The 18,070-nt window shown below is 73.4% G+C and carries 16 protein-coding genes; 10 read left to right on the top strand and 6 right to left on the bottom strand.

Annotation, left to right across the window (positions count from 1 at the left end; all coding sequences use genetic code 11):
* Positions 1-338: 338 nt before the first annotated feature.
* Together AB0D01_RS18200 and AB0D01_RS18195 are read right to left on the bottom strand one after the other, a co-directional pair.
* The gene (locus AB0D01_RS18200; RefSeq protein WP_363056313.1) at positions 339-992 is read right to left on the bottom strand and encodes an NAD(P)H oxidoreductase; all 654 of its coding nucleotides are present in this window, start codon (positions 990-992) and stop codon (positions 339-341) included.
* A 190-nt stretch (positions 993-1,182) separates the two neighbouring features.
* Positions 1,183-1,932 (bottom strand): SDR family oxidoreductase, encoded by a 750-nt coding sequence (locus AB0D01_RS18195; protein ID WP_363056311.1) that lies wholly within the window; start codon positions 1,930-1,932, stop codon positions 1,183-1,185.
* Between the two features lie 154 nt (positions 1,933-2,086).
* Between AB0D01_RS18195 and AB0D01_RS18190 the strand changes: the two genes are divergently transcribed.
* Positions 2,087-5,575: a BTAD domain-containing putative transcriptional regulator gene (locus AB0D01_RS18190; RefSeq protein WP_363056309.1), complete on the top strand. Its 3,489-nt coding sequence runs from the start codon at positions 2,087-2,089 to the stop codon at positions 5,573-5,575.
* Positions 5,576-5,600: 25 nt separating this feature from the next.
* Here AB0D01_RS18190 and AB0D01_RS18185 read toward each other — a convergent pair whose 3' ends face one another.
* Positions 5,601-6,602, bottom strand: a complete 1,002-nt coding sequence (locus AB0D01_RS18185; RefSeq protein WP_363056307.1) for a LuxR C-terminal-related transcriptional regulator — start codon at positions 6,600-6,602, stop codon at positions 5,601-5,603.
* Between the two features lie 208 nt (positions 6,603-6,810).
* Here AB0D01_RS18185 and AB0D01_RS18180 point away from each other — a divergent pair, with 208 nt between their 5' ends.
* The 4 genes from AB0D01_RS18180 (at position 6,811) to AB0D01_RS18165 (ending at position 8,626) form a co-directional block, all read left to right on the top strand.
* Entirely contained in the window at positions 6,811-6,996 is a 186-nt protein-coding gene (locus AB0D01_RS18180) for a hypothetical protein (protein WP_363056305.1), read from the top strand.
* A gap of 41 nt (positions 6,997-7,037) precedes the next feature.
* Positions 7,038-7,232, top strand: a complete 195-nt coding sequence (locus tag AB0D01_RS18175; RefSeq protein WP_363056303.1) for a hypothetical protein — start codon at positions 7,038-7,040, stop codon at positions 7,230-7,232.
* Positions 7,233-7,483: 251 nt separating this feature from the next.
* A complete protein-coding gene (locus AB0D01_RS18170; protein WP_363056301.1) occupies positions 7,484-8,008 on the top strand; it encodes a stress protein in 525 nt (174 codons plus the stop codon).
* An 84-nt stretch (positions 8,009-8,092) separates the two neighbouring features.
* Positions 8,093-8,626: a stress protein gene (locus AB0D01_RS18165; RefSeq protein WP_363056299.1), complete on the top strand. Its 534-nt coding sequence runs from the start codon at positions 8,093-8,095 to the stop codon at positions 8,624-8,626.
* A 90-nt stretch (positions 8,627-8,716) separates the two neighbouring features.
* Here the strand turns inward: AB0D01_RS18165 and AB0D01_RS18160 are convergent, their stop codons facing one another.
* On the bottom strand, positions 8,717-9,427 hold the full coding sequence (locus AB0D01_RS18160) for a hypothetical protein (RefSeq protein WP_363056297.1): 711 nt from the start codon (positions 9,425-9,427) through the stop codon (positions 8,717-8,719).
* Positions 9,428-9,832: 405 nt separating this feature from the next.
* Here AB0D01_RS18160 and AB0D01_RS18155 point away from each other — a divergent pair, with 405 nt between their 5' ends.
* From AB0D01_RS18155 to asnB, 4 genes are all read left to right on the top strand, one after another.
* Positions 9,833-11,113: a beta-ketoacyl-[acyl-carrier-protein] synthase family protein gene (locus AB0D01_RS18155; RefSeq protein WP_363056295.1), complete on the top strand. Its 1,281-nt coding sequence runs from the start codon at positions 9,833-9,835 to the stop codon at positions 11,111-11,113.
* Positions 11,110-12,333 (top strand): ketosynthase chain-length factor, encoded by a 1,224-nt coding sequence (locus AB0D01_RS18150; protein ID WP_363056293.1) that lies wholly within the window; start codon positions 11,110-11,112, stop codon positions 12,331-12,333. The genes AB0D01_RS18155 and AB0D01_RS18150 overlap by 4 nt, the downstream gene beginning before the upstream one ends.
* Positions 12,334-12,434: 101 nt before the next feature.
* Positions 12,435-12,692: an acyl carrier protein gene (locus AB0D01_RS18145; protein ID WP_363056291.1), complete on the top strand. Its 258-nt coding sequence runs from the start codon at positions 12,435-12,437 to the stop codon at positions 12,690-12,692.
* A 48-nt stretch (positions 12,693-12,740) separates the two neighbouring features.
* Complete coding sequence (asnB, locus tag AB0D01_RS18140; RefSeq protein WP_363056289.1) at positions 12,741-14,600, top strand: asparagine synthase (glutamine-hydrolyzing); 1,860 nt, start codon at positions 12,741-12,743, stop codon at positions 14,598-14,600.
* Between the two features lie 114 nt (positions 14,601-14,714).
* On the opposite strand, the gene rfbH is transcribed toward asnB, so the two are convergent.
* On the bottom strand, positions 14,715-16,022 hold the full coding sequence (gene rfbH, locus AB0D01_RS18135; RefSeq protein WP_363056287.1) for a lipopolysaccharide biosynthesis protein RfbH: 1,308 nt from the start codon (positions 16,020-16,022) through the stop codon (positions 14,715-14,717).
* A gap of 171 nt (positions 16,023-16,193) precedes the next feature.
* On the opposite strand from rfbH, the gene AB0D01_RS18130 reads away from it, so the two are divergent.
* Positions 16,194-17,228, top strand: a complete 1,035-nt coding sequence (locus AB0D01_RS18130; RefSeq protein ID WP_363056285.1) for a ketoacyl-ACP synthase III family protein — start codon at positions 16,194-16,196, stop codon at positions 17,226-17,228.
* Positions 17,229-17,263: 35 nt separating this feature from the next.
* Here the strand turns inward: AB0D01_RS18130 and AB0D01_RS18125 are convergent, their stop codons facing one another.
* Positions 17,264-18,025, bottom strand: a complete 762-nt coding sequence (locus AB0D01_RS18125) for an SDR family oxidoreductase (protein ID WP_363056283.1) — start codon at positions 18,023-18,025, stop codon at positions 17,264-17,266.
* Positions 18,026-18,070 lie beyond the last annotated feature (45 nt).

The raw sequence follows: 18,070 nt of genomic DNA, 5'->3' as shown, positions 1-18,070 counted from the left end.
GCGGCGTCGTCGCCCGCGCCCGAGCCCGTGTCCCCGTCCCCGCCGCCCAGGCCCTCGGCGAAGCGGGCCATCGCCGGGCCCACCCCCTCCTCCCGCAGGGTCGTACGCACCCGCGCGAACAGCTCCCGGTACGGCGCGGGATCCTCCGACACCTCCCGCGCGCGACCGGGACCGCGCGACCGGAAAACGGCGAAGGTCCGGTGGCGCGCCCCCCTCCAGGCGTGCCACCGGACCCGTCTCGGATCACTGCGTTTCTCTCGCTCTCCCACTCGCTCCTCGCGCCGTTCGCTCTCCTGCCCCTACGCTCTCCCTCCGTCGTCGCCCCTCGGGCGGGTCTCTCAGGCCGGCACCACCGCCGGGGCCGCTCGCGCGGCCCGCTCCGCCGGTGCCTCCACACCGTCGAACGCCGCCAGGATCCCGTCGGCCGCAGCGAACACCTCCCGCGCCCGCGCCTGCCTCAAGGCCTCCGGTATCCCCGAGAACTCCGTGCCGTACAGGAGCCGAACCGCCGACTCCCCGACCCCGCAGAACTCGGAGACGCCCACTCTCAGTTGCAGTTCCAACGCCTTGCCGAGCCCGGTGGTCTCGTAGAACTCCTCCGCGTGCCCCGCCAGGCCCAGCCAGAGCATCCGCTTCCCGGCCAGGCGCGGCTTGCTGCGCCCGTAGGCGAAGCCGTAGTTCCACACCCGTTCGATCCAGCCCTTGACCACCGCCGGCGGCGCGAACCACCACACCGGGAAGACCACCACCAGGTCGTCGGCCTCCTCGATGCGCCGCATGTGCGCGTGCACCTCGGGGGAGTAGCGCTTCTCGCGGTCCTGCCAGTCGGGTTCGTCCGGCGGCGTCAGCCGGGGGTCGAAGCCCTCGGCGTACAGGTCCAGCAGGTCTACGGAGTTCCCCGCCGCCTCCGCCCGGCGGCGGGCGCGCTCCGCGACCTGCGCGGTCAGGGAGTCGCCTCGGGGATGGGCCACTACGAGCAGGGTCCTGGACACGGGACGGCCTCCGATCGGGCGCGAACGCGGGTGCGGGCTTCGGGTCTGTGTTCGGGTCGGTGTTCGGGTCTGTGCTCGGTTCGTTCGGTGGTTCGGGAGGGGTGTCCGGTCACCGGCGCGGGGGTTCGCGGTGACCGGACACCCCGGCCGGGCCCGGCCGGTACCCGGGCCCGACCGGATCAGGGGGCCGTCAGACGCCCATCCCGGAGCCGCCGGAGACGTCGATGTTCTGGCCGGTGACCCAGCGGGCGTCGTCCGAGGCCAGGAAGGCCACCACGTCGGCCACGTCGTCCGGCTGCCCGACCCGGTTGAAGACCGAGAACCCGGCGGCGTGCGCCTTGGCGGCCGGGTCGGCCATCCACGGGTGGATGTCCGTCTCGATCGTGCCGGGGGACACCGCGTTCACCGTGATCTGACGCGAACCCAGCGTCTGCGCCAGCGTCAGGGTCAGCACCTCGACCGCGCCCTTGCTCGCCGCGTAGGAGGTCATCCCCGGGAAGGCCACCTTGGTGACGCCCGAGGAGACGTTCACGATGCGACCGCCGTCGCGCAGCCGGTCCAGGCCCTTCTGGATGATGAAGAAGGGGGCCTTGGCGTTGATCGCGAAGACCTTGTCGTAGTCGGCCTCCGACACTTCGTGGATCAGGCCCGGGCCCGCGATGCCGGCGTTGTTGACCAGGATGTCCAGGCCTTCGGCGTGCTCGTCGAACGCCGCCCACAGGGCGTCCGCGTCACCCGGCACGCCCAGTTCGGCGCGGATGGCGAAGGCCTGCCCGCCCGCCGCCTCGATCGTGTTCACCGTTTCCTTCGCCGCCGCCTCGTTCCCGGCGTAGTGCACGGCGACCCGGGCGCCCTCGGCGGCCAGCGCCAGGGCGATCGCGCGGCCGATGCCGCGGCTCGAACCGGTCACCAGCGCAGTCTTGCCGTCAAGCTTTCCCATGGCGGGGCTCCCTCTTGCTCTCGTGCTCTTCGTCGCTTCGTCCTCGCCGGTCGCCTCCCTTGTGGCCCCGACGTGATTCAGAGTGCGGTCGGGCGGCTCGGATCCGGTTCGGGTTCTGTTACGGCCCTGTTCGGGCCCGGGTTACGGTGACCGCATGCGATTCGGGGTGCTGGGCCAGCTGGCGGTGTGGACGAGCGAGGGAACCCCCGTCAGGGTTCCCGAACTGAAGGTGCGGACCCTCCTCGCCTCCCTCCTCGTCGACGCCGGACGCCCCGTCGCCACCCACCGCCTCATCGACGACCTGTGGGGCGAGGAGCCTCCCGGCAACCCCACCCGCGCCCTCCAGGCGAAGGTCTCCCAACTGCGCCGCGCCCTCGACGAAGCCGAGCCCGGCGCCCGCGACCTCGTCGAGTCCCAGGCCCCCGGCTACGTCCTGCGCACCCCCGACGGCACCCTCGACAGCGCCGCCTTCGCCGCCCTCGCCGGCCGCGCCCGCGCCGCCGGGCGGCCGGCCGTACGCGCCTCCCTGTTCGCCGACGCCCTCGCCGTCTGGCGCGGCCCGGCCTTCGCCGACTTCGAGGAGGACCCCTTCACCCGCGCGGCCGCCAACCGCCTGGAGGAGGAACGGCTCGTCGTCCGCGAGGAACACGCCGAGGCCCGCCTCGAGCTGGGCGAACACGCCCAGCTCGTCGGGGAACTCGCCGAACTCGTCGCCCGCCACCCCCTGCGCGAACGCCTGCGCGCCGCCCAACTGCGCGCCCTGTACCGCGCGGGCCGCCAGAGCGAGGCCCTCGCCGGCTACGAGGACCTGCGCGCCCGCCTCGCCGAGGACCTCGGACTCGACCCCAGCCCCGCCCTGACCGCACTCCAGCGGGCCATCCTCACCCAGGACCCGGAGCTCTCCGCCCCGCACCCCGCCCCGCCCGCCTCCCCGGCCCCCACCGCGCCCCCCGCCCTGCCCTCCCCGTCGGCCACCGGCCCCGCCACCGGTCCCGTGACCCCGACCGAGGACCCCGCCGGCGCCGCGCCCCGCACCAACCTGCCCGCCGCCGTCTCCCCGCTGCTGGGCCGCGACCAGGCGGTCGCGGCCGTACGCGAACTCGTCGCCGGCCGCCGCCTGGTGACCCTGACCGGCCCCGGCGGCGTCGGCAAGACCCGCCTCGCCATCGAGACGGCCGCCGGCCTCGACCCCGACGCCTTCCGCGACGGCATCTGGCTCGTCGAACTCGCCGGCGTCGGCGCCGGCCCCGCCCGCCGCCCCCACCCCGACGGCACCGACCGTCCCGGTACCGACCGTCCCGCCGCCGGCCCCGCGGCGGCGGCCCCCGCCGCCCCCGGCTCCCGCACCACCGAGGTCGCCGAGGCCGTCGCCGGCGCCCTCGGCATCCGCGACGACGCCGTGTGGGGCCTGCTCCCCGCCGAACAGCGCCGCCTCACCGCCGGGCAACGCCTGGCCGCCACCCTGCGCGACCGCGAACTGCTCCTCGTACTCGACAACTGCGAGCACCTCGTCGACGAGGTCGCCGAACTGGCCGAACTCCTCCTGCGCACCGCCCCCGGCCTGCGCCTGCTGACCACCAGCCAGGAAGCGCTCGCCCTCGCCGGCGAAACCCTGTGGACGGTCCCCACCCTCGAACTCCAGGCGGCCGTCGAGCTCTTCACCGCCCGCGCCGCCGCCACCTCCCCCGGCTTCGCGCTCCAGGCCGACAACCGCGAGAGCGTCGAGGCGATCTGCGCCCGCCTCGACGGCATCCCCCTGGCCCTCGAACTCGCCGCGACCCGCGTCCGCGCCCTCGGCGTACGCGGCGTCCTGGACCGCCTCGACGACCGCTTCCGCCTGCTGAACTCCGGCCGCCGGGGCGCCCCCGCCCGCCAGCAGACCCTGCGCGCCGTCATCGACTGGAGCTGGGAACTGCTCGGCGCCCCCGAACGGGCCGTGCTGCGCCGCCTCGCCGTACACGCCGAGGGCTGCACCCTGGAGGCCGCCGAGGAGGTGTGCGCGGGCGAGGACCTCGACCCCGCGGACGTGCTCGACCTGCTGGCCCGCCTCGTGGACCGCTCCCTGCTGGCCCTCACGCCCACCCCGGCCGGCCCCCGCTACCGGCTGCTGGAATCGGTGGCCGCCTACTGCGCCGAACGCCTCACCGAGACCGGCGAGGAACGCACCGTCCGCTCCCGCCACCTCGCCCACCACCTGGCCCTCGCCGAGCGCGCCGCACCCGCCCTGCTCGCCGCCGGCCAGCGCGACCGGCTGGAACACCTCGACACCGAGGCCGCCAACCTGCGCGCCGCCCTCGCCCACGCCCTCACCCTCGCGGGCGCCCCGACAACCCCCGGCGGCGTTAACGGCGTTAACGCCGTTGACGCCGTCGACGTCGCCGGGTTCGAGGAAGCCCCCGCCGAGCCGCCCGCGGACGCCGCCCTGCGCCTGGTCCGCGCCCTGTCCTGGTACTGGGTCCTGCGCGGCCGGCTCGGCGAGGGACGCCGTTCCCTGGAGGCCGCCCTCGCCGCCCCGGGCGGCGCCACACCCGCCCTGCGCGCCCACGTCGAGGTCCTGCGCACCGGCTTCGCCATCATGGCCGGCGAGGGCGCCGACCGCGCCGAACGCATCCACCGCTCCCTGCGCCCCTACGAGGACCAGGGCATCGGCACCGCCCACGACCTCGCCCACGCCCGCTGGTTCCTGGGCCACGCCCTGTGCGGCACCGGCGACCTCTCCTCCGGCCGCGAACTCACCGAACGCGCCCTGGAGGGCTTCGCCGCCGCCCACGACGACTGGGGCACGGCCGCCGCCCTCGCCGACCGCTCCGCCCAGCGCCTCCTCGGCGGCGACCTCGACGGCGCCGCCCGCGACGGCGAGCGCAGCGCCGCCCTCTTCGCGGAACTCGGCGACGGCGCCGCCCGCCTGTGGTCCGTGTACCCCCTGGCGATGCTCGCCGAGATCCACGGCGACTACCCCGGGGCCACCCGGCTGCGCCGCGAGGGCCTCGACACCGCCGAGGGCCTCGGCCTGACCACCCAGGCCGCCGACCTGCTGTCGGGCCTGGGCCGCGGCGCCCTCCTCACCGGCGACCTCGAAGACGCCCGCGACCTGCACGAACGCTCCCGCAGGCTCGCCGCCGAACAGGGCTTCCAGGCCGGGGAGATCAACGCCGTCCTGGGCCTGGGCCTGGGCGCCCGTCGCGCCGGCGACCTCGACGAGGCCGAGGCCCACATGCGGCGGGTCCTCGACTGGCACCGCTCCGTCGGCCTCGACGGGGCCAACGCCCTGGTCCTGGCCGAACTCGGCTACGCCGCCGAACTGCGCGGCGACGCCGAAGCCGCCCTCGCCCTCCAGGAGGAGGGGCTCGCCATGGCCCGTACCACCGGCGACCCGCGCGCCCTGGCCCTGGCCCTCGAAGGACTCTCCGGCGCCCGCGCCCTGGCCGGCGACCCCGCCGGCGCGGCGGCCCTGCTCGGCGCCGCCGACGCCGCCCGGCGTTCCGCGGGAGCACCCCTGCCCCCGGCGGAACGCGCCGACGTCGACCGGATCACCGCCGGCGCCCGCGCCGCCCTCGGCCCGGACGCCTTCGCGCGGGCCTTCGCCCGGGGCGCCGCCGTCCCCGCCCACAGCGCCTACCCGGACCTGGTCACCCCGGCCTGACGGACACCACCCGTACGCCGCCGCCCTACGGTCCCGTCGCCGCCCGGGCCGGCGGCGGTTCGACCGGCGCCGCGGCGGGGGAGCAGGCGGAGAGCAGGTAACCGGCCTGGAAGCGGCTGGTGGCGCCGAGTTCCTCCATCATCTCGGAGATGTGGCGGCGGCACGTCCGCAGGGACATGCCGAGCTTGCGGGCGATGACCTCGTCCTTGCTGCCGTCCGCCAGCATCTTGGCGATCGTCGTGCGCAGCGCGTTGGCCGTGAGGCTGCTGTAGGAGGTGGCGAAGGGTTCGGCCAGGCTCCACGCCGTGTTGAAGACGCTGCACAGGAAGGCGACCGCCGAGGGCTCGCGCAGCACCACCCCGGCGTGCGGGTTGTCCCACACGGGGAGGAAGGCCGTCTCGCGGTCGAAGATGACCATCTTGCCGAACAGTTCGCCCAGCGTACGGATCTCCCCGCCGGCGGCCGTCACCTTCGCCGCGTACTCCTGCGTGGGCGGGCTGTAGCGGGCGGTGTGCTGGTAGAGGGTGCGCATCCGCACCCCCCGGGAGATCAGGGCGAGGTCGCGGGGCAGGGCCCGCTCCAGGTGCCCGGCGGGACGCCCTCCACCCGGCTGGACGGTCAGGCACTCGTGGGCGCAGCGGCCGGCGGCGTCGGAGATGAGGGTCATCACCCGCTCCCGGGAGTCGACGACGTCGATCCCGCCGACCTCGCCGCGCCGCTGCCCGGCCGCCTCGTACAGCGGGTTCAGGGCCGTCAACCGGGCCCGCGTACGGTCGAGTTCCGCCAACCTGCGGCGCAGCGCGTCCTCCTCCTCGCCCACCAGCTCGGCGGCGGCGGTGCGCGGGCTGACGGCCGTGAGGAGCCCGTCGCTGCCCGGGACCGGGGCGAGGAGCCGGTCGCGCAGCAGGTTGGCGACGGCGGTCTCGGCCTCGCCCGTCGAGACGCCGAGCGCGAGGGCGAGCGCTTCGGGCGAGGTGGAGCCGTGCTCCAGGACATGGCGGTACGCCTGGATATCGAGGTCCGCCAAGGGGCCGGCCGCGTCTCTTTGCCCGTATATGGTCATAACATCCCGCCTCATCAAGGGGACATGCACCTTACTGGCAGGAAAGACCGCTGGACCGGGGTCGAGGTTCCGCCTGATGCTTGAGGAGAGCCGGGGGGAGGAAGAGAAACCGCCCGGAAGGCCTCGCGAAAGCGAAGCGAAACCAGGGGAAAACGAGCGCCGGGAGAATTCGATGAAACTGTCCAAGGTCATCACCGCCGTGGTCTTCACCGCCGCGACCTTCGGCCTGGGGGTCAATGTGGCCTCCGCCGCTCCCGGCCCCGACCGGTCCGCCCCGCCGGCCCACTCGACCACCGTCGACGGGACCCGTGACACCGAATGGGGTTGCGAGACCCCCGACTGCGAACCGCCCCGCTGAACCACCGGGCGGGGCGAGACGCCCGACACGAGAGGTGAGACGTGAGGAGTCAGAGGCGCCGCCGCACGGCGGCCCTGGCACTGCCCGCCCTGCTGATCCTGCTGTTCCTCGCCGTACGGCGGCTGTCGACCGGCCGCCCCCGCGCCGCCCGACCGCGCGGGGCCGCGCCGGCCGCCGCGCCGGTCGCCCCCCGCGCGGAGGAGGCCCTGGCCGACCACCTGGTCACCTCCTGGTGAGGGCGGGGCGCCGGCCCGAGGCGCCGTCCGCGCGGCCCGCCGGCCCCGTACTACCCGTGTGAATCCCCGGGGAATTACCCCGTAATCCTCCGCGAACACCCCGGAAATCGCCGGGGAGACATCTGCGGACATCGGCGCGAGCATCCTCGCGCATTCCACCGTGAACTTCCTCGAAACAACGACTCCGGGGACCCGTGCGCCCGAAAACCCCCGGGATCGAATTTCCGTGCACCCGAAAAGGAGAAACGACCATGAGCGTCTTCCGCAACCGCGCCGCCCTGCTGATCGCCACCACCGCCGCCCTCGCGGCGGTCGCCCTCCCCGCGTCCGCCGCCCAGGCCGCGCCCTCGCAGCCGGTCCCCGTCTCCTCCTCCGCGGCGCACCAGCCGGCCGGCGAGGTCGGCGCGATGGGCGCCAAGGTCGACGTGGCCTCCGCGGCCCTCGACATCACGAACAAGATCATCAACATCGTCAACGACGCCATCGAGCGCGGCCAGAACCGCTCGGGCTACGTCAAGAGCCTGATGGAGGGCTCCTTCTACGAGTCCGGCCAGCGCTACAACGTCATGGTCATCAACGACCAGATCGAGTACTACGGCGAGCTCCACAACATCGTCTACGACGCCAAGGTCAGCGGCATCCACGGCCGCTACCGCGTCCTGGTCTTCGACTCCGGCCAGTTCTGGAACAAGGGCGACGGCGGCTGGATCAACTGGGCCTTCCGCGGGGTCTTCGACCGCGACGGCGGCCACGTCACCTTCCGCAAGTTCTCCTGACCCCCGCCGCGACCCCATCCCCTCCCCTTCACCCCTTCCCTTCCCCTTCCCCTTCCCCTTCTTCGGAGCACCGGGAGCACCGTCATGAACACCAAGTCGATCCGCACCACCGCACTCGCGGGCCTCGCCCTCGCCGCCGCCGTCACCGTGGGGGCCGTCGCCCCCGCCCAGGCCGCGGAGCGCCCCGCCCACGCCGTCACCACGCCGGCCTCGACCACCGCCGGGGCCGGTGACCTCGGGGCCACCGCCGACGAGAAGACCCCCGTCGTCAGCGTCTCCATGGACCAGCTCGGGGTTGCCGGCAAGGTCGCCGACGCGGTCCGCGGCGTGAAGACCTCCGACCGCGGCAAGTTCGTCGAACAGGCCGTCGAGGCCGCCTTCAACGCCGCCGGCGGCCGGCACAACGTGATGCTGTTCAACCTGTCCCAGAACTACGACGACCGCTTCCAGGGCACCCGCGTCTACGCCAACGTCAAGTGGGGCAACGTCCACTACGGCCTGTGGATCTTCGAGTCCGGCACCTTCAACAACGGCGGCGACGGCGGCTGGATCAACTGGGGGATGATGGGCTGGTTCGACCGCAACGGCGGCGACGTCAAGTTCCACCGCTCCTGGTAACCCCCGCGCGCATCCCGGCCGGGCCCGCTTCGGACTCTTCCCCGAGGCGGGCCCGCCGCGCGTGGCCCCGTGCGTGGCCCCGCGCGTTGCCTACGAGACGGCGTACCACTGGCTGGCCCAGCCGGTGTTGATGGTCGACGTGGACTGCTCCGCCAGGTTCACCGAGGCCGGCAGCGAGGTCTGCCCCGTCAGCAGGGTGCTGTAGCGCAGCTTCGGCGGCGTCAGACCGGCGTTGACGGAGATCCCGGCGCCGGTGGACTTCAGGGTCAGGGCGTTGGTCGCCCAGTTCCCGTTCAGCAGCAGGGCGATGAAGTACGTGCCGGGCTCGGCGGTGAAGGGCTTCGCCAGCGGGAACGGCTTCGCGATCGGGTCCGTCATCAGCATCGGCGAGACGTCCGCGGTGGAGGCCACCAGCACCCCGCGCTCGTCGTACACCCCGAGGTAGCAGTTCGACAGCTGCGCGGCCGGGTCGATCCCGGCCAGGCCCAGCCAGATGTTCGACCAGGTGATCCGCTCGCGCAGGACGATCCGCACCAGGGTCACCCGTCCGCCCACCCCCGCGGCCGACTGGGCCGTCACGTGCCCGGCGTCGTTCGGGTCGCCCGTCCACGCCAACAGGTTCTGGTCCTGCGGCCGCGGCCCCTCGAAGCCCCCGGCCGACCCGGGGCCCGGGGCGGCGGGAGCCGCGGCGGACGCGGCGGGCCGCCCCTCGTCCGGCGCGCCGGTGCAGCCGGTCAGGACGAGCAGCGCCACGAGCGCGGAACACGCTGCGGTCGCGGCGGAGGTGGTGCGGGCGCGCATGGTGGATCCCCCGTGAAGTGCGGAAACACGAAGGGGCCATGGTCACACGCGCCCCCGCGCAGCCCACCGCCGGGCTTGGGGACCACGTTCGAGCCGTGCTATAGTCGATCTTGAGCCCGCCGCCCCGCGCAAGCGACGAAGCGGGCCACGCGTTGGTGGTCCAAGGAAAGGCACCCCACTTCCTGTGGGGGGATGCAGGTGCAAGGCCTGCCCAGCGCTCGATCGAAGGCCCCGGCCTCCTCAGGGAGATCGGGGCCTTTCGCATGCCCCGACCCGGGACGCGGCACGAGTCCGTCCCGGGCACGACCGCCTCGGCCCCACCTCCAAACCGGCTTGAAGACACCGGTCGACACTGTCGCCCTGGATTCGAAGCGGGTCGCACAGCGGGTGCGGAGAGGGGAAACGATGCCAGGACCACACGGTGCCCGGCGCGTCGTGGTGACCGGGATCGGTGTGATCGCTCCCGGAGGTATCGGGACGAAGCAGTTCTGGGAACTGCTCAGCGAGGGCCGGACCGCCACGCGCACGATCACCCAGTTCGACGCGAGCGCCTTCCGCTCCCGCGTCGCGGCGGAATGCGATTTCGACCCCGTCGCCTCGGGGCTCAGCCGGCGTCAGATACGGGCCTGGGACCGCACCACGCAGTTCGCGGTGGTCGCCGCGCGCGAGGCCCTCGCCGACAGCGGGGTCCTCGACACGGCGCAGCCGCACCGCACCGGCGTCATGGTCGGCACCGCCTGCGGCATGACCCAGAGCCTGGACCACGAGTACTCCGTCGTCAGCGACGAGGGCCGTGGCTGGCAGGTCGACGAGGCCCACGGATCGCCCTACCTCTACGACTACTTCACGCCCTCCTCCATGGCCGCCGAACTCGCCTGGATCGCCGAGGCCGAAGGCCCCGTCGGGGTCCTGTCGACCGGCTGCACCTCGGGGATCGACGTCCTGGGCCACGCCGCCGACCTGATCGCGGAGGGCTCCGCCGACGTCATGATCAGCGGCGCCTCCGACGCGGCCATCTCGCCCATCACCGTCGCCTGCTTCGACGCCATCCGGGCGACGACGCCGCGCAACGACGATCCGGCGACCGCCTCGCGGCCCTTCGACCGCACCCGCAACGGCTTCGCCCTCGGCGAGGGCTCGGCCATCCTCGTCCTGGAGGAGTACGAGCACGCCGTGCGGCGCGGCGCCCACGTCTACGCGGAGATCGCCGGACACGCCACCCGTGCCAACGCCTTCAGCATGACCGGGCTGCGCCCCGACGGACGGGAACTGTCCGAGGCCATCACCAACGCCCTCGACCGCGCCCGCCTGAACCCGCAGGACATCGACTACGTCAACGCCCATGGCTCGTCGACGAAGCAGAACGACCTGCACGAGACCATGGCCTACAAGCACAGCCTCGGCCGCCACGCCTACACGACCCCCATCAGCTCCATCAAGTCGATGATCGGGCACTCCCTCGGGGCGATCTGCTCGCTGGAGGTCGCCGCCTCCATCCTCGCGATCGAGCACCGGCTCATCCCCCCGACGGCCAACCTGAACGAGCCCGACCCCGAATGCGACCTGGACTACGTACCGCTGACGGCCCGGGAGCGGAAGTCCGACGCCGTCCTCAGCGTGGCCAGCGGCTTCGGCGGCTTCCAGAGCGCGATCGTGCTCACCGCTCCCCACCGGGTGGCGGCATGAACGCCCCCGTCGTGACCGGTCTGGGCATCGTCGCGCCCAACGGCCTGGGAACCGAGCCCTACTGGGAGGCGACGCTGCGCGGCGAGAGCGGCATCGCCGCGATCACCCGCTTCGAGACCGACGGCCATCGCTCGGGAGTGGGCGGCGAGGTCAAGGACTTCGACGCGGCGCAGCACCTGCCGAGTCGGCTCCTGCCCCAGACCGACCACATGACCCGCCTCGCGCTCGTCGCAGCCGAACACGCGTTGGCCGACGCCGACCTCGACCCGCGCGCCATGCCGGACTTCTCGGTCGGCGTGGTCACCGCCGCCTCGGGCGGCGGCATGGAGTTCGGGCAGCGGGAGATGCAGGCGCTGTGGAGCAAGGGCGGCGCCTACGTCAGCTCCTACCAGGCCTTCGCCTGGTTCTATCCCGTCAACACCGGCCAGATCTCCATCCGGCACGGCATGCGCGGCGCCGCCTCCGCCCTCGTCACCGAACAGGCCGGTGGCCTCGACGCCGTCGCCAAGGCCCGCCGTCACATCCACCAGGGCACCCCCCAGATGTTGGCGGGCGGCGTCGACAGCGCCCTGTGCCCCTGGGGCTGGCTGTGCATGTCCCGCTCGGGCCGCGTCTCCACCGTCGACGACCCGACGCGCGCCTACCTGCCCTTCGACACCGAGGCCTCCGGATACGTACCGGGCGAGGGCGGCGCCCTCCTCGTCGTCGAGGACCCCGAGGTCGCCGACCGGCGCGGCGCGCAAAAGCGCTACGGCCGGATCACCGGTCACGCCTCCACGTTCGACCCCAGGCCCGGATCCGGGCGACCGCCCGGCCTGCGCCGCGCCGTCGAGGCGGCGCTGGACCAGGCGCACGTCACCCCCGACCAGGTCGGCGTGGTCTTCGCCGACGCCTGCGGAGTACCGGAACTCGACCGCGTGGAGGCGCGGGTCCTGGCGGAGGTGTTCGGCCCGCGCGGGGTCCCCGTCACCGCCCCGAAGAGCATGACGGGCCGGCTGCTCGCCGGAGGCGCCTCCCTCGACCTGGCGACGGCGCTGCTGTCCCTGCGCGACCGGGTGCTCCCCCCCACGGTGGGCGTCACCCGCCCGGCCCACGCGGACCTCATCGACCTGGTCCTCGACGAAGCCCGCGAGACCCCGCTCGACCACGCGCTCGTCCTGGCCCGGGGGTACGGGGGCTTCAACTCCGCGATGGTCGTCAGCCGCGCGGACGCGCGCTGACCCGACGAGCGCGCCCCCGCGCGACCGTCCCCCACACGTACGCACACACGGCGTACGCACGGCGTACGCACACGACAACCAACGAACAAACAGGAGTGGACATGAGCGCCTTCGGCGTCAAGGAACTGGTGGACGCGCTGCGCGAGAGCGCCGGCGAGGACGAGGAGATCAACCTGGAGGGCGACATCCTCGACGTCGACTTCGAGTCGCTCGGATACGACTCGCTCGCCCTCTTCAACACCGTCCGCACCATCGAACGCGAACTGGGCATCGAACTGCCCGACGACGCGATCAGCGTCACCGCCACCCCGCGGGGCCTCCTCGACGAGGTCGGCAAGGCCGTCGCCCAGGCCGCCTGACCGTCACGGCGATTCGAACAGCGACAGGGAAGGCAAGGTTCACAGCAGATGTGTGGAATCGTCGGGTGGGTCGACTACGAGCGCGACCTCGACACCGACCCCTCCGCTCTCTCCGTCGCCCGGGCGATGACGGACACCCTCGCCTGCCGGGGGCCCGACGCCGAGGGTGTCCTCGCCGCCCGCCGGGCCGTGCTCGGACACCGAAGGCTGTCCATCATCGACCTGGAGGGCGGCGTCCAGCCCATGCGGTACGCGGAGGGGGGATCCGCCGTCGCCACGCTGACCTTCTGCGGCGAGGTCTACAACCACCGGGAACTGCGCGCGGAGCTGATCTCGCGCGGCCACGCCTTCCGCACCCGCAGCGACACGGAAGTCGTCCTGCACGCCTACCTGGAGTGGGGCGAGGGCCTCGTCGACCGCCTCAACGGCATGTACGCCTTCGCCGTCTGGGACGCCCGCACCGAGGAACTCCTCCTGGTGCGCGACCGCATGGGCGTCAAGCCCCTGTACTGGTTCGAGACCCCGCACGGCGTCGTCTTCGGCTCGGAACCCAAGGCCCTCTTCGCTCACCCGGGCGTCCCGCGCCGGGTGGACGCCGAAGGGCTGTGCGAGGCACTGGACATGGTGAAGACCCCGGAGCACGCGGTCTTCACGGGCCTGCGCGAGGTCCGCCCCGGCCAGCTCCTGCGCGTGCGCCGCCAGGGCGTCACCCGCCGCCGCTACTGGCGGCTGGAGGCCCGCGAGCACACCGACGACCTGCCCACCACCATCGCCACCGTACGCGGCCTGCTGGAGGACATCGTCTCGCGCCAGATGGTCGCCGACGTCCCCCTGTGCTCCCTGCTGTCGGGCGGACTGGACTCCTCGGCGGTGACGGCCCTGGCCGCGCGGACCATGGCCGAGCGCGGCGAGGGGCCGGTGCGGTCCTTCTCCGTGGACTTCGCCAACCCGGCGGCGGGCTTCTCTCCCGACGCCGTACGGGAGGCCGCGGACACCCCCTTCGCCCGCGAGGTGGCCAGGCACGTCGGTGCCGAGCACACGGAGGTGCTGCTGGACAGCGCCGAACTCGTCGACCCGCGCGTACGGGAGGCCGTACTACGGGCCACGGACCTGCCGCCGGCCTTCTGGGGGGACATGTGGCCCTCCCTGTACCTGCTGTTCCGGGCCGTCCGGCAGAGCTCGACGGTCGCGCTGTCGGGCGAGTCGGCCGACGAGCTGTTCGGCGGCTACATGTGGTTCCGCAACCCCAACGCCATCGCCGCCGACACCTTCCCCTGGCTCACCTCCGGCTCCGCCCGCTACTTCGGCGGGCTCGGCCTGCTGGACCGCGGTCTGCTCGACAAGCTGGACATCCCCGGCTACCGCGCCGGCCGCTACCGCGAGGCCCTCGCCGAGGTCCCGGTCCTCGCGGGGGAGGAGGCCGGCGAACGCCGCATGCGCGAGATCACCCACCTCAACCTCACCCGCTTCGTCCAGACCCTCCTGGACCGCAAGGACCGCATGAGCATGGCCGTCGGCCTGGAGGTCCGGGTGCCGTTCTGCGACCACCGGCTCGTCGAGTACGTCTTCAACGTCCCTTGGGCCATGAAGACCTTCGACGGGCGGGAGAAGAGCCTGCTGCGCGCCGCCACCGCGGACCTGCTGCCCGCCTCGGTGGTCCGGCGCGTCAAGACCCCCTATCCGGCGACGCAGGACCCCGGCTACGAACTGGCCCTGCGCGGGCGCCTCGACACCCTGCTCTCCGATCCGAACGCGCCCGTACGACCCTTCCTCGACCTCGAACGGGTACGCGGGACCCTCGGCCGCCGGCCCGGCGACGTCAGCCGCTCCTACTCCCGGGGCGGCATCGAGATGGCCCTGTGGCTCGACGCCTGGCTGCGCTCCTACGACGTCACCGTCGACATCTGAACCGGTGGGGCGGATCCCCCTCCGTCCCACCCCCGACGACTCCGGCCTCCGGGACCATGAAGGTCCCGGAGGCCGGAGTCGTACGCCGCCCGGCGGGGTCGCCGGCCGGCCCGATCAGCGGGGCTTCTCCGCGAACTCCCTCAGGGAGGCCGCCACGTAGTCGATCATCTCCGTGGTCAGGCCCGGGTACACGCCCACCCAGAAGGTGCGCTCCAGGATGACGTCGCTGTTGGCGAGGTCGCCCACCACCCGGTAGTCGCGGTCCAGGTATCCGGGGTGACGGGTCAGGTTCCCGGCGAACAGCAGCCGGGTGCCGATGTTGCGGTCGCCGAGGAAGCGCAGCAGTTCGTAGCGGTCGAAGCCCGCCCCGTCGGTCAGCGTGATCGCGAAGCCGAACCAGCTGGGGTCGCTGTCCGCGGTGGCCCGGGGCAGGAGGTACTGCGGCAGGCCCTCCAGGCCGTCGCGCAGCCGCTGCCAGTTGCGGCGCCGCGCCGCGCCGAACTCCTCCAGCCGCTCCAGCTGGCTCAGGCCCAGCGCCGCCTGGATGTCGGTGGCCTTCAGGTTGTAGCCGACGTGGGAGAACGTGTACTTGTGGTCGTAGCTCTCCGGCAGGTCGCCCAGCCGGTAGAGGAACCGCTTGTGGCAGGTGTCGTCCTCGCCCGGCTCGCACCAGCAGTCGCGGCCCCAGTCCCGCATCGACTCGACGATCCGGGCGAGGATCAGGTTGTCGGTCAGCACGCAGCCGCCCTCACCCGTGGTGATGTGGTGCGCCGGGTAGAAGCTCGTGGTGGCGAGATCGCCGAAGGTGCCCGTCGGCTTGCCCCGGTAGAGGGAGCCCACCGCGTCGCAGTTGTCCTCGATCAGGAACAGCCCGTGCTCCTCCGCGAGGGCGGCCAGCTCGGCGACCTCGTACGGGTTGCCGAGCGCGTGGGCCAGCATGATGGCCTTGGTCTTCGGCCCGATCGCCGCCGCCACCCGCTCCGCGGAGGCGTTGTAGGTGCCCAGCTCCACGTCGACGTAGACCGGTGTCATGCCGTTCTGGTAGATCGGGTTGACGGTGGTGGGGAAGCCGGCGGCGACGGTGATGACCTCGTCGCCCGGCCTCAGGCGGCGGTCGCCCAGCTGGGGGGAGGTCAGCGAGGACAGCGCCAGCAGGTTCGCCGACGAACCCGAGTTCGTCAGGTGGGCCTTGCGCAGGCCCAGTGTCTTGGCGAACCTCCGCTCGAACGTGCGGGAGCTGTGTCCCGCCGCGATCCGCATGTCCAGGGACGCCTCGACCAGGGCCACCCGGTCCTCCGCGGTGAGCACCGCCCCGGACGGCAGGACGGGAGTGATCCCGGGGACGAACTCCCGTTCCCCGGCGACCTCCTGGTGATACTTCGCAACGGATTCGAGAATGAGCCGCTTGGATTCGCCGGCCATGGTCACAACCTCCAGGTCAGGATGGGTGCCACCCTCACCGACGCGCTTCGATGCGGCTTCAAGCCGCATCAGAGGGCACCCCGGGTCCCGTGCTCGAAGCACGCTCCAAACACGGCCGGCAGGGTGCGGACCAGTCCCCGACCCCCTGCCCCGAAAGGGAGAAGATCCGCCATGCGCTGGGAACAACTCTTCGTGTCCGGTGTGGCCACATGGCTGCCGCCCGTGGTCGCGACCGAGGACGTCGTCTCATCGGGCGTCGTGACCGCCGAACGGGGGCGGCTGCGCGGCATCGAATCCGTCACGGTCGCCTCCCCGCACGAGGAGGACGCGCCCCCGCGGATGGCGGTCCGCGCCGCCCGGGAGGCCCTGGCCCGGGGCGCCACCGACCCCGCCGACGTGGCGCTGGTGCTGCACAGTTCGCTGTGGTTCCAGGGCATCGACCTGTGGCCCGCCGCCAGCCACATCGCCCACGAGGCCGTCGGGCGCGACGTGCCCGCCTTCGGGCTCGCCCAGCGCTGCAACGGCGGCATGGGCTCCGTCGAACTCGCCGCCTCCTACCTGACGGCCGGCGCCGGCGCCGGCCACGCGGCCCTCCTGACGACCGCCGACCGCTTCGCCGAGCCCCGCATCGACCGCTGGAACAGCGTCGACGTCACCATGTACGGCGACGGTGCCACCGCCCTCGTACTGTCCACCCGGGGCGGCTTCGCCCGCGTCCTGGCGACCGCCACGGCGGCCGACAACTCGCTGGAGGTGCTCGCCCGCGGCGACGAGCCCTTCACGGCGCACCCCGTCGAGCCCTCGACCACGGCCGACCTCGGGGAGCGCACCGTGCGCGGTGCGACGGCCGCCGGCTTCCCCGACCTCGCCCACCGCTACATCGACCTGCTCGTCGCGGCCAAGACCCGGGTACTGGACGACTCCGACACCTCCGTCGACGACCTGGCCTGGGCCGTCATACCCGTCTCGCGGCGCGGCAGCGGCCACGAACTCCACGACCTGCTGGGCGTCCCCGACGAGCGGACCTCCTGGGCGTACGGGCGCACCACCGGCCACCTCGGCGCGGGCGACCAGTTCGCCGGCCTGGCCCACCTCACCCGCACCGAGCGGGCCCGCCCCGGCGACCGGGTGCTGCTCTTCGGCGGCGGCGCGGGGTACACCTGCACCGCGGCGGTCGTGGAGATCCTGGAGCCGCCCGCCCTTTGACCTCACGGGCGGCGGCCCGCCCGCCGCCCGCCGGCCTACCGGCCGCCCGCCACCGTGAGGACCTGGCCGGAGACGTTGCCGTTGGCGGCCGAACCCAGGAAGAGCACCGCGTTCGCCACCTCCTCGGGCAGGCTGAGCCGGCCCGTCGGCGTCAGGGCGAGCTCCTCCGTGCGGACCCGTTCGGGCAGCATCGTTCGCACCCCGTCGGTCAGCGTCAGGCCGGGACTGACGACGTTCACCAGGACCCCGTCGGAGCCCGCGTCCCAGGCCAGGCTGCGGGTCAGCCCGTGCAGCGCCATCTTCGCGGCACCGTAGATCTCCTGACGCGGCTTGCCGTCCACCGCCACGTGCGAGGAGACGAACACCACCCGGCCCCAACCCCGTTCGCGCATGTCGGCCAGCGCCAACTGGGCCGTGCGCACCGTACCGCCGACGTTGCCGTGGAGCAGCGGCTCCCACTCCTCGGGCGGCAGGTCCTCGAACCGCTCGTCCGGTCCCCGGCGGCGCGGTCGCACCAGGGCGTTGGCCACCAGCACGTCGATCCCGCCCCACCGCTCCCGAACCCGTGCCAGCGCCGCCTCCGGCGAGCCGGGCTCGTCCAGGGCGTAGCGCACGTGGCAGGCCCGGTCCTCGACGGCGCCCAGTTCCGCGGCGGCCCGCTCGGCCGCGGCCGCGTCCGAGCGGTAGGTGAGCGCCACCCGGGCCCCCTCGGCGGAGAAAGCCCTCGCCACCGCGAGCCCGATCCCCCTGCTCCCGCCGGTCACCAGCACTGTCCGATCGCGCAGTCCCATGTCCATGGCGCCCGTTCCTCCCGTGTCGTCCCGCCCCGCGGCGCGGCGCGT

The sequence above is a fragment of the Streptomyces sp. NPDC048606 genome (assembly GCF_040650855.1).
Classification (GTDB): domain Bacteria; phylum Actinomycetota; class Actinomycetes; order Streptomycetales; family Streptomycetaceae; genus Streptomyces.
The sequence above is the reverse complement of the archived record's forward strand: the minus strand, read 5'-3'. Positions and strand labels throughout refer to the sequence as shown.

What these genes read in the sequence shown, in the direction of transcription:
- rfbH (WP_363056287.1), bottom strand. Translation starts at nt 16,022, where the DNA reads ATGGCCGGCGAATCCAAGCGGCTCATTCTCGAATCCGTTGCGAAGTAT.
- AB0D01_RS18160 (WP_363056297.1), bottom strand. Translation starts at nt 9,427, where the DNA reads ATGCGCGCCCGCACCACCTCCGCCGCGACCGCAGCGTGTTCCGCGCTC.
- AB0D01_RS18165 (WP_363056299.1), top strand. Translation starts at nt 8,093, where the DNA reads ATGAACACCAAGTCGATCCGCACCACCGCACTCGCGGGCCTCGCCCTC.
- AB0D01_RS18195 (WP_363056311.1), bottom strand. Translation starts at nt 1,932, where the DNA reads ATGGGAAAGCTTGACGGCAAGACTGCGCTGGTGACCGGTTCGAGCCGC.
- AB0D01_RS18125 (WP_363056283.1), bottom strand. Translation starts at nt 18,025, where the DNA reads ATGGACATGGGACTGCGCGATCGGACAGTGCTGGTGACCGGCGGGAGC.
- AB0D01_RS18180 (WP_363056305.1), top strand. Translation starts at nt 6,811, where the DNA reads ATGAAACTGTCCAAGGTCATCACCGCCGTGGTCTTCACCGCCGCGACC.
- AB0D01_RS18155 (WP_363056295.1), top strand. Translation starts at nt 9,833, where the DNA reads ATGCCAGGACCACACGGTGCCCGGCGCGTCGTGGTGACCGGGATCGGT.
- AB0D01_RS18150 (WP_363056293.1), top strand. Translation starts at nt 11,110, where the DNA reads ATGAACGCCCCCGTCGTGACCGGTCTGGGCATCGTCGCGCCCAACGGC.
- asnB (WP_363056289.1), top strand. Translation starts at nt 12,741, where the DNA reads ATGTGTGGAATCGTCGGGTGGGTCGACTACGAGCGCGACCTCGACACC.
- AB0D01_RS18130 (WP_363056285.1), top strand. Translation starts at nt 16,194, where the DNA reads ATGCGCTGGGAACAACTCTTCGTGTCCGGTGTGGCCACATGGCTGCCG.
- AB0D01_RS18190 (WP_363056309.1), top strand. Translation starts at nt 2,087, where the DNA reads ATGCGATTCGGGGTGCTGGGCCAGCTGGCGGTGTGGACGAGCGAGGGA.
- AB0D01_RS18170 (WP_363056301.1), top strand. Translation starts at nt 7,484, where the DNA reads ATGAGCGTCTTCCGCAACCGCGCCGCCCTGCTGATCGCCACCACCGCC.
- AB0D01_RS18145 (WP_363056291.1), top strand. Translation starts at nt 12,435, where the DNA reads ATGAGCGCCTTCGGCGTCAAGGAACTGGTGGACGCGCTGCGCGAGAGC.